Genomic DNA, 9,673 nt, shown 5'->3' with positions numbered 1-9,673 from the left:
AGGACTTACCACAAAGAAGCTACGCGTCCACTGTGCGGTATCTGAAACAACACACAGATATCATTCACCCCCACCATTGTTCGGTCTTCGGGCCGGCGGAATGGGTTCGGGCGGGGAGTTGAATGTGTGACAGTTTCATAGAGTTACGGCGGCCATAGCGGAGGGGAAACGCCCGGTCCCATTCCGAACCCGGAAGCTAAGCCCTCCAGCGCCGATGGTACTGCACTCGACAGGGTGTGGGAGAGTAGGACACCGCCGAACACCCGTTAACCGAAGGCCCCCACCAGTATTGGTGGGGGCCTTCGGCATTTCCGTATCCATCTGTTCCCGGAATGTCGTGGCGTGTGGCGCCCGACAATCCTGCGCCCGTAACTCCGTCTGGATGAGCTCGGATTCCGAGGCGATGCGAAGAAGTGCCGCGGGCACCGCGGAAACCAGGGCGGCACTTCCCAATCCGGGATGCCTGCCGACATTTCCCGCACCTCGGGGAGAGGGCTCGTGAAGTATCACGCGCACTCCGGCGCCCGGGTATTCGAGGTCGTCGTCGGCGATCGTGAAACCCCGTTGGATGAATACCGAGGCTTCCTGGCCGTCGAGCCACGTCGTCGCGTCCCTGCCGAGCGTGAGCAGATGTCGTACGACTCGACAATCGGATCCGAGTCGACGCACGCGGGCGGAGCGCCGCCTACTCGGGAACCGCTCTCGCAATCGCCGGCCGCGATGTCGAGGTGCGCTGTCTCCGTCCCGTGAATACAGGCACTCATATCTAGCACGCGAGACATCAGAGGTCTGAGGTCTGTAGACTTCCGCTGGGAGGTGACGGTGATGACTGGACAGATGCTGCGCAACGGGCCGCTGGTTCCGCAGTTGGAGCAAGTGCTGCGCGGTCGGATCGACTCCGGTGAGTGGGCCGTGGGCCATCGGCTGCCGAGAGAGGCCGATCTGGCTGCGGAGCTCGGGGTGGGGCGCTCGTCCGTCCGGGAAGCGGTGCGGTTGCTCGCGCGGGACGGCCTGCTCGACGTCCGGCACGGCGTCGGAACGTTCGTTGCCGAGCCGTCTGCTGCTCCGGTGCTCGAGAAGCTTCTGCGACGATCCCGAGTACTCGAGGTGCTGGAGGTGCGTCGTGCGCTCGAGGTGGAGGCTGCACGGCTGGCGGCCGAGCGTGCCCAACCGGAGGACCTTGCGGACCTCCGACGGCAGGTGGCCGACCGACATGCGAGCCAGGCGTCGAGTGCAGCCGAATTCGTTGCGGCCGATCTCGACTTCCATCGGTCCGTGGTCGAACTGGCCGGCAATTCGGTGTTGACGGCGTTGTTCGATTCGGCCCGTCCCGTTCTGCACGCGGCACTGGTCGACATGGTGGAGAACGAAACCGAGCTGCCGGACACCGGCGGGGCCCACGATGCTCTCGTCGCCGCCCTCGAGCGCGGCGACGGCGCGGCCGCGGTCGCCGCGACGACAGCGAACCTCGACCCCATGATCGCGAGTCTGCGTGACGGAAGGAACGGCCAGTGAGTACCGGTACGGACGACAAGGTGGTGCTTAGCACCGAGGGCGTCGATCTGGTCCGTGAAGGACGGAAGATCCTCAGCGGCATCGACGTCCGAATCGAGCAGGGGCAGCACTGGGTGCTCCTTGGCGCCAACGGCGCCGGCAAGAGCACGCTGCTGAGCCTGCTGGGTGCCGTCACGCATCCGACTCACGGCACCGTCCACGTACTGGGGCACCGGCTCGGTCGAGTGGACATGCGCGAGCTCAGATCGCACATCGGGCACGTGAACCCTCGCCACGCGATCGAGCGTCCGTTGACTGTCCGCGACGTCGTCCTGACCGGTCTGACGAACACACCCGAGTTCGCGCAACGCTGGCAGCCCACCGACGCGGACCGTTCGCGGGCCGAGGAACTGATCGCAATGATGGGGATGACGCCGCGCATCGAAGCCCGCTGGCCCGTCCTGTCACAGGGCGAACGAGGCCGGGCGCTGATTGCGCGCGCACTGATGCCGGATCCGCCGGTGCTGCTTCTCGACGAGCCGGCGACGGGTCTCGACCTTGCGGCCCGCGAGCAACTGCTCACCGCACTCGATGCGATGCGGGCGCAGCATCCGTCGATGGCGAGCATTCTCGTCACCCATCACATCGAGGAGATCCCGACCACCACGACTCACGCGCTGCTGATCCGGGACGGGCGGATCACCGCGCAGGGGCCGGCGGAATCGGTGATCACGACCGCGCGTATCAGCGAGTGCTTCGACCATCCGATCACGATCGTGCGGCACGGCGGCCGATACGTGGCGCAGTCCCGCCCCTCGGTCCCGGAGTCCATCGATTGACCCCGAGCGCACGAAGATCGTTCGCAAGGCGTATAAATACATCTTGTGTCTAAGTTGTATTCCGCAGCCGAGCTGGCGTACCGAGAGGTCAAGGAGCTGATCCTCTCCGGGGATCTGCCCGGCGGCGAGTTGATCAGTGAGGGCGAGATCGCCTCGCGCATGGGATCGAGCCGGACGCCGGTGCGCGAGGCCTTCCTGCGGCTCGAAGCAGAAGGCTGGATGCGCCTGTACCCCAAGCGTGGCGCGCTGATCGTGCCGGTCGCCGACGGGGAGGCCGAGCACGTCGTCGACGCGCGACTGCTCGTCGAGGTGCATGCGGTCGAGACCGTCGCGTCGAGTACCCGCGTGCGGGACACGCTGGTCGCGGCGCTTCGCGAGAACCTGGTGCGGCAGCGAGAGCTGGTGACGTCGGGCGGTGATGCGGCGCAGTTCAGCGCGCTCGACGCGGACTTCCACCGGGCGCTCGTGCGCGCGGGCGGCAACCCCCTGCTCGAGACGTTCTACGACGGTCTGCGGGAGCGTCAGCGCCGGATGACGGCGTCGTCGCTGGCCCGGGACCCGGAACAGATCACCAAGATCATCGAGGACCACGCCCGGCTGACGGACCTGATCGAGGCGGGCGACGCGGAGGGCTTCGCGTCCGCGGTCCGTCGGCACATGCGCGAGGTCCACGCGTTGAGCGAGGGAGGCCGGCGATGACCGCGGTCAGGGAAGACGCCGTCGTCGGCACCCGATCGGCCACACGCCTGAAGCGCTGGACGCTCGTCGCGGCCGGAATGTTCGCGGTCGCGTGGGGCGGCAACGAGTTCACGCCGTTGCTGGTGATGTACAAGCTCGATCACGGCTTCACCCAGGTGGTCGTCGACACCTTCCTGTTCGCATACGTGCTCGGGATCGTGCCGGCACTGCTGATCGGCGGACCGCTCTCGGACCGGCTGGGCCGACGTCCGCTGATGGTCCCCGCGCCGTTCATCGCGGTGGCCGGATCGCTCGTGCTGGCGACCGGAGCCGACTCGGCGGCGTGGCTGATCGTCGGACGCGTGCTGTCCGGTGTCGCGCTGGGGCTGGGCATGGCCGTCGGTGGCAGCTGGCTCAAGGAACTGTCCACGCAGGATCGGGACCCGTCGGCCCGGCCGGGCGCCGGTGCCCGGCGCGCGGCGATGAGCCTGACCGCCGGCTTCGGTATCGGGGCGGGCGTTGCCGGGATCCTGGCGCAGTGGGCGCCGTGGCCCAGTGCGCTTGCGTACGGCGTCCATTCGGCGCTCGCGCTGGCAGCCGGCCTCGCGCTGCTGCGCGCGCCCGAGACCCGGCCCGCCGTTCCGAAGGACGAGCGTCGGTCGCTGGCACAGGATCTGAAGATCCCGGCCGTCGGGCACCGGCGCTTCCTGTACATCGTCGCCCCGGTCGCCCCGTGGGTGTTCGGCGCGGCCGCGTCCGCGTACGCGGTGATGCCGGCCCTCATGACCGGCCGCAGTGGCAGTGCGCCCGTGGCGTTCTCGGCGCTGCTGTGCATGATCGGTCTCGGCGCCGGTTTCGCGATCCAGGCCGTCGGGCGCAGGATCGACACGCCGTCGAACGCCCGTGCCGTCGCGGTCGCCCTCGCGGTGCTCGTGCTGGGCATGTCGGTGGCGGCCGTCGCGTCGGACGCACTGACGGTGCCGATGTCGATGATCGCCGCCGCGATCCTGGGGTGCGGTTACGGTCTCGCGTTGGTGTCGGGCCTGCAGGAGATCCAGCGGATCGCCGGGCCGGACGATCTGGCCGGGCTGACCGCGGTGTTCTACTCGCTGAGCTACCTCGGCTTCGCGGTGCCCGCCGTGATGGCGGTGATCGCCGAGTCCACCACGGCGCTCACCTATCCGATGATGTTCGTGTTCGGCGCGATCGTCGCGGCGGCGAGCCTGGTGCTCGTCGTCGTCAAGTGGCGCCGGCACCTGCCGGAGGCGTCAGAGCGCGGGTAGCGGTTTCGCTGCGAGCCAGACGTCCCACAGGCCCCGCAGCGGCTTGTCGGTGTAATGCGCTGCCAGATCGGTGAACTGCTCGGTGGACACCGTCGTGTGCCGATACTTCGCGGTCCACTTCTGCAGGAGGGCGAAGAAGGCGTCGTCGCCGATCTGCTCCCGGAGGACATGCAGGGTGAGGGCGCCGCGCTTGTAGATGCGGTCGTCGAACATCAGTTGGGGTCCGGGGTCGCCGAGCAGGATGTCCTGCGGCTTGGCGGCCAGTCCACGATGGGCCTGGACCGCGTGGGTGTGGGCGTCGGGGCCGCCGGAGTTCTCCGACCACAGCCACTCTGCGTAGCACGCGAATCCCTCGTGCAGCCAGATGTCCTTCCACGCCCCCAGGGTGAGACTGTTGCCGAACCACTGGTGCGCGAGTTCGTGCGCGACGAGGCGTTCGGAGCCGCGACGGCCGTCGCAGTGATTGGCGCCGAAGATCGACAGGCCCTGCGCCTCGATCGGGATCTCGAGGTCGTCACCGGTGACGACGACCGAGTAGTCGTCGAACGGGTAAGGGCCGAAGAGCCTCTCGAAGACGTCCATCATCTGCGCTTGACGACCGAAGTCGTGATCGAAACGATCCCGCAGATTCTGCGGATGGATCGCGTGCATCGGGACGCGGGCGCCGTCGATGCGTCGACGCTCGTACGGGCCGATCTGGACGGTGGCGAGGTAGGTCGACATCGGTTCGGTCTGTTCGTACACCCACGTCGTCAGACTCGCCTTGGTCTGCTTGCGGACCAGCGTGCCGTTCGCGACGGCGTGGTACGGCGAGTCGGTGGTGATCGAGATGCGATAGCTCGCTTTGCAACTCGGATGGTCGTCGCACGGAAACCACGACGCCGCACCGTTCGGCTGGCTTGCGACGAGCGCCCCCTCCGACAGTTCCTCCCAGCCGACCTCGCCCCACAGGCTCGAGATCGGCTGCGGGTTGCCGGAGTACTGCACGGTGATCGCCAGGACGCCGCCGGCGGGGATCTTCTGCGCCGGGGTGATCACGAGTTTGCCGTCACGGTGCGTGTACTTCGCGACCCGTCGGCCGTTCACCGACAGCTTCGACACCTGCAATGTCGGCGCGAGGTCGAGCGAGAAGCGCGGCCGGACGTCGGTGGTGGTCGCGGTGATCGTCGCCTTGCCGGACAGTCGGTTGCTGTGCACTTTGTACGTGAGGTCCAGGTCGTACCGGGACACCCGGTAGCCGCGGTTGCCCGCCTGCGGCAGATACGCGTCGAGGGGCTCGTCGGCGGTCTTCCCGGACTTCACCGCGCATCACCCACGGCCGTCGGATCAGTCCACGGCGCAATGGGATTGCCCTGCCAGCGGGTGGACGCCGGGACGACGTCGCCGCGCATGACGAGCGACGCGGGGCCGACGGTGGCGCCGTCGCCGAGTCCGGCGGCGGGCAGCGCGACACAGTGCGGGCCGAGGGTGGCGCCCGCGCCCAACGTGACGGTGTCCATGGACATGATCCGATCATGGAACAGGTGCGTCTGCACGACGCACCCCCGCTCGACGGTGGCGCCGTCGCCGAGCGTCACCAGATCGGCCTCGGGCAGCCAGTACGTCTCGCACCACACACCGCGGCCGATGGTCGCGCCGAGCCCGCGCAGCCACACGTTCATGACGGCGGTGCCGTTCGCGGCGCGCGCGAACCACGGGGCGGCGACGGTCTCGACGAAGGCGTCGGATACCTCGTTGCGCCACACGAACGAACTCCACAGCGGGTGTTCGACGGCGCCGATGCGGCCGACGACGAGCCACTTCGCGGCCACCGACACTGCGCCCGCGACGGCACCCGCGAGCATGAGGACCACGCCGCCGCACAGCGCCGCGAGCCAGAATCCGCCGACGGAGACCAGCCACGCCAGCGTGAACAGCACCCCGAGCCCGATCCCGAACGTCACCATCACCGGGATCAGCCGGCACGTCTCGACGAACGCGCGGGCGACCTTCAGGCGCAGCGGCGGCTCGAAGGTGCGGGACGCGTCGGACTCCGTCGCGGCGCGGCGCAACCGGACCGGCGGGCTGCCCAGCCACGACGATCCCGACTTGGCCTTGCTCGGTGCGGCCGACAGCACGGCGACCAGACCGTTCTTGGGGACCCGTCGACCGGGCCCGGCCATGCCGGAGTTGCCGAGGAAGGCGCGCTTGCCGATCTTGGCGGGTTCGATGCGCATCCAGCCGCCGCCGAGCTCGTAGCTCGCGACCATGGTGTCGTCCGCGAGGAAGGCGCCGTCCGCGACGGTGGTGAACTTCGGTAGTACGAGGGCCGTCGAGATCTCGGTGTCGCGGCCCACCCTGGCACCCAGCAGTCGCAGCCACAGCGGTGTCAGCAGGCTCGCGTACAGCGGGAACAGGAACGTGCGGGCCGAGTCCATGAGGCGCTCGGTGGCCCAGGCCTGCCAGCCCACCCGGCTGCGGACCGGGTGATAGCCCTCGGTGAGCCCGATCGACAGCAGACGCACGGCGATCACCGTCAGCGCCGCGAAGACGAACAGGCTCAGCAGCGTCGCCAACGGAAGGATTGCGAGCGCGCGCAGGGAGGCGTCGCCGAGATCGGCGGCGCCGCGGACCATCCACCCGATCAGGAGCAGACCCGCGGCCAGGCCGAAGATCGGCATGCCTGCCAGCACCACGGAGGTGACGCCGAAGATCGGCACCCAGTGCGCGGCGCGGCGCGGCGGATGATCCGGCCACGGATGCGTCGCCTTGCCGACCTTGACGGCGGGCGACCCGGCCCAGTGCTGGCCGGCCTTGACCTTCCCGAACACCGCGGACCCCGGGGCGACCTCGGCGCCGCGGCCGATGCGGGCACCCGGCAGCAGCGTCGAACGGGCACCGACCGCGGCCCCGGCGCCGATGCGGATCTCGCCGACGTGCACGACATCGCCGTCGATCCAGTGCCCGGACAGGTCCACCTCGGGTTCCACCGAGCAGCCGTCGCCGAGCACGAGCATGCCGGTGACCGGCGGCAGGGTGTGCAGGTCGACGCCGCTGCCCACCCTGGCACCGAGGGCGCGGGCGAAGTACAGCATCCACGGCGCGCCGGACAGATTGTCGGCGCCGCTGGCCTCGACGAGGCGCAGCGCGATCCACAGCCGCAGGTGTTCCGGGCCGCCGCGCCGGTACGTGCCCGGTTCCAGGCGGCGCAGCAGCAGCCTGGCCCCGGTCACCGCGATCGCCATCCGGCCGAGCGGGGTGATGAAGAGGACGAATGCCAGCGCCACCCACCACCAGGACAGCGTCGGCGCCCAGCCGACGTCGAACCACGCGAGCACGTTGCCGGTGATCGCCAGCCAGGTCACCCACTGCAGACCGGTGAGCGTCATGAGCGGCACCGTGACCGCGATCTGCGCGGCCTGCGCGCGCCGGGACATCGGGGTGACGTGCCGGGGAGCGGTGGCCGCGGCGGGGGAGAGTTCGTCGAGGAAATCGGCGAGGGAGCCGAGCCTCGGATGGTCGTACAACTGCGCGACGGTCACCTCGGGGAATCGTTCGCGCAGCGCCGTCACCAGCTGGGCCGCGGACAGCGACCCGCCGCCGAGTTCGAAGAAGTCGTCGCCGGGGCCGGTGATGCCCGCGCCCAGGATCGACGCCCACAGCCCCGCGACCCAGGCCGCGGTGCCGTCGAGACCCGCGGCCTCCGCCGGATCGTCCGCTGCCCCGGGCAACGGCCACGGCAGCGCATTGCGATCGACCTTGCCGGACGTGCGCGTGGGCAGTTCGTCGACCAGTGCCAGCCGGGGCACCAGCGCGGCCGGCAGCTGCTCGGCCAGTTGGTCGCGGGCCCCCTTCAGATCGAAATCCGGGTCGGTGCTCGCGAGGTAACCGACGAGGACCGAGGTGCCCGCCGCCGTCTTGCGGACCGCGGCGGCCGCACCACTGACCCCGGGCAGGCTCTGCAGCGCGTTGTCGACCTCGCCGAGTTCGATGCGGCGTCCGCCCAGCTTCACCTGGTCGTCGGCGCGGCCCTGGAACAGCAGACCGGCGGTGTCGAGCCGGACCAGGTCGCCACTGCGGTACGCGCGGTCCCAGCCGAGCGTCGGCATCGGTGCGTACTTCTCGGCGTCCTTCGCCGGATCGAGGTACCGGGCGAGCCCGACACCGCCGATGACGAGTTCGCCGACCTCGCCGTCGGCGACCGGATCGCCCGACGCGTCGACCACCGCGAGATCCCAGCCGTCGAGCGGCAGGCCGATCCGCACCGGACCGGTGCCGTCCATGCGGGCGCCGCACGCGACGACGGTGGCCTCGGTGGGGCCGTACGTGTTCCACACCTCGCGTCCGGGAATCGCGAGGCGTTCGGCGAGCTCCGGTGGGCACGCCTCGCCGCCGAAGATCAGCAGCCGCACCGCCTCGAGCGCCTCCGCCGGCCACAGCGCGGCGAGCGTCGGGACCGTGGAGACGACGGTGACGTCGCGGGAGACGAGCCACGGGCCGAGATCCATGCCGCTGCGGACGAGCGAGCGGGGCGCGGGCACCAGCGCGGCGCCGTGCCGCCACGCCAGCCACATCTCCTCGCACGACGCGTCGAACGCCACCGACAGCCCCGCCAGCACCCGATCGTGTGAGTTGATCGGATTGTCCTGCAGAAACATTCGTGCTTCTGCATCGACGAAGGCTGCCGCGTTGCGGTGCGTCACGGCGACACCCTTCGGGGTGCCGGTGGACCCGGAGGTGAAGATGATCCAGGCGTCGTCGCCCGGGGTGGGCGGACGGACCTGCGGAGCCCCCGCACGCCGCGGCGCCGTGCCGGGCCGGACGCCGTCGGCGGTGATGATCGCGGCGACCTGTGCCTCGCCGAACACCAGTTCGGCGCGCTCGTCGGGGTCATCGGCATCGACCGGGACATACGCGGCGCCGGCCGCGAGGACCGACAGGATCGCGACGTAGAGGTCGCGCGAGCCCGACGGCATCCGCACACCGACCCGGTCCCCGGCACCGACACCCGCGTCGACGAGCAGGCGGGCGCCCGTCCCGATCTCGGCGAGCAGTTCGCGGTAGGTGAGGGGAGCGGCGCCGTCGTCGATCGCGGTCGCGTCCGGGAACTGCGCCGCGGTCGCCTCGAGGATGTCGACGAGGGTGCGCGGCGCGGGCGCGAGGCCGGACCGCAGGAACTCGGCGGGTATCCGGTGCGACAACCGCTGGTCCGACTGGTCTGTTGCTTGCTGGGCAGACAATCCGGGACGTCCCTCTCTGTGCCTGGTCGGGCGGACATCAGGTTGTCTCACGTCCAGGTGTCCGGAGGATGAACACCCGCCCGGCGAGGCGAATCGCTTCTTCCCGAAGATTCTCCCCCGGATGTGTCGAAATCGGTGTCCCCCGCACGTCGTGTTGACG

General features: G+C 69.8%; 6 protein-coding genes and 1 rRNA gene. 5 read left to right on the top strand and 2 right to left on the bottom strand.

Features of this window, described 5'->3' with window-relative positions:
- The first annotated feature begins 144 nt into the window (after positions 1 to 144).
- The 5 genes from rrf to ABEU20_RS14575 all read left to right on the top strand — a co-directional run bounded on the left by rrf (position 145) and on the right by ABEU20_RS14575 (position 4,294).
- A 5S ribosomal RNA gene (gene rrf, locus ABEU20_RS14595) occupies positions 145 to 261 on the top strand.
- A 564-nt stretch (positions 262 to 825) separates the two neighbouring features.
- Positions 826 to 1,515 (top strand): FadR/GntR family transcriptional regulator, encoded by a 690-nt coding sequence (locus ABEU20_RS14590; protein WP_420165116.1) that lies wholly within the window; start codon positions 826 to 828, stop codon positions 1,513 to 1,515.
- The gene (locus tag ABEU20_RS14585; protein ID WP_420165115.1) at positions 1,512 to 2,333 is read left to right on the top strand and encodes an ABC transporter ATP-binding protein; all 822 of its coding nucleotides are present in this window, start codon (positions 1,512 to 1,514) and stop codon (positions 2,331 to 2,333) included. Before ABEU20_RS14590 ends, ABEU20_RS14585 begins: the two co-directional genes overlap by 4 nt.
- A gap of 45 nt (positions 2,334 to 2,378) precedes the next feature.
- A complete protein-coding gene (locus ABEU20_RS14580) occupies positions 2,379 to 3,032 on the top strand; it encodes a GntR family transcriptional regulator (RefSeq protein WP_420165114.1) in 654 nt (217 codons plus the stop codon).
- A complete protein-coding gene (locus ABEU20_RS14575) occupies positions 3,029 to 4,294 on the top strand; it encodes an MFS transporter (protein ID WP_420165113.1) in 1,266 nt (421 codons plus the stop codon). The genes ABEU20_RS14580 and ABEU20_RS14575 overlap by 4 nt, the downstream gene beginning before the upstream one ends.
- Here ABEU20_RS14575 and ABEU20_RS14570 read toward each other — a convergent pair.
- Together ABEU20_RS14570 and ABEU20_RS14565 are read right to left on the bottom strand one after the other, a co-directional pair.
- A complete protein-coding gene (locus ABEU20_RS14570; protein ID WP_420165112.1) occupies positions 4,280 to 5,596 on the bottom strand; it encodes a M1 family metallopeptidase in 1,317 nt (438 codons plus the stop codon). The two genes, ABEU20_RS14575 and ABEU20_RS14570, sit on opposite strands and share 15 nt — an antisense overlap.
- Positions 5,593 to 9,564 (bottom strand): Pls/PosA family non-ribosomal peptide synthetase, encoded by a 3,972-nt coding sequence (locus ABEU20_RS14565; RefSeq protein ID WP_420165111.1) that lies wholly within the window; start codon positions 9,562 to 9,564, stop codon positions 5,593 to 5,595. The genes ABEU20_RS14570 and ABEU20_RS14565 overlap by 4 nt, the downstream gene beginning before the upstream one ends.
- Positions 9,565 to 9,673 lie beyond the last annotated feature (109 nt).

Origin of the sequence: Rhodococcus parequi (assembly GCF_046042785.1) — a bacterium.
In the GTDB taxonomy this organism is placed as follows: domain Bacteria; phylum Actinomycetota; class Actinomycetes; order Mycobacteriales; family Mycobacteriaceae; genus Prescottella; species Prescottella parequi.
The sequence above is the reverse complement of the archived record's forward strand: the minus strand, read 5'-3'. Positions and strand labels throughout refer to the sequence as shown.

Coding starts and splice junctions, on each gene's coding strand:
- ABEU20_RS14590 (WP_420165116.1), top strand. CDS start 826: ATGACTGGACAGATGCTGCGCAACGGGCCGCTGGTTCCGCAGTTGGAG.
- ABEU20_RS14575 (WP_420165113.1), top strand. CDS start 3,029: ATGACCGCGGTCAGGGAAGACGCCGTCGTCGGCACCCGATCGGCCACA.